This window comes from Catenulispora yoronensis, assembly GCF_039531695.1.
Lineage (GTDB): Bacteria > Actinomycetota > Actinomycetes > Streptomycetales > Catenulisporaceae > Catenulispora > Catenulispora yoronensis.
Genome location: NZ_BAAAQN010000251.1, coordinates 1 through 521, shown reverse-complemented (window position 1 = coordinate 521; position 521 = coordinate 1). Strand labels below are relative to the sequence as shown.

General features: G+C 50.7%; 2 pseudogenes. Both read left to right on the top strand.

What is annotated here, in order from left to right:
- Nucleotides 1-129: pseudogene (locus ABD481_RS47155) on the top strand (heme o synthase); the annotation flags it as partial.
- Between the two features lie 249 nt (nucleotides 130-378).
- Nucleotides 379-521, top strand: a pseudogene (locus ABD481_RS47150) (hypothetical protein); the annotation flags it as partial.

Sequence of the window (521 nt, the reverse complement as noted above, 5' to 3'; positions counted from 1 at the left end):
GCCGATGATAAAGTCTGGGCGCGTAAGCTGTTCGTCTTTTCTATCGTCGCCATCACCGCGCTGTCCGTGATGATGTCCGTTGACTTTATGGTGCCGGATTCACATAGTCTGCTGGCTTACGTGAGATAATTACGCACTCCCGTACGATCTAAAGCCCCGTATTTACGGGGCTTTTTCTTTCCTGTTTCATCATCGCTTTCTTTCTCATTTCATACTTCCCTCCCCTCCCCCGTCGCTTTCCCACTATCTTTCATATCAAAAAATGAGGAAAAATTGAGCCAGTACGCATCGGGCATCACTCGCGCCGCACGGTCCTGCAATGCTACCTTTCGCCGGGGCTCTTGCCCCTTTGGGAAATAATCACTACAAGGAATTGCAATGAAAGAGTTAACACTGAACGAAATGGAGTATATCTCCGGTGGCTTTAATCTGTTCGGCGCAGCCAGCGGCTTCGCCAGCTTTGTCGCCAACTCTGGCGTCGGCTTCACCTCTTTTGTTCTGACCTCCGGCACCGCATTTGC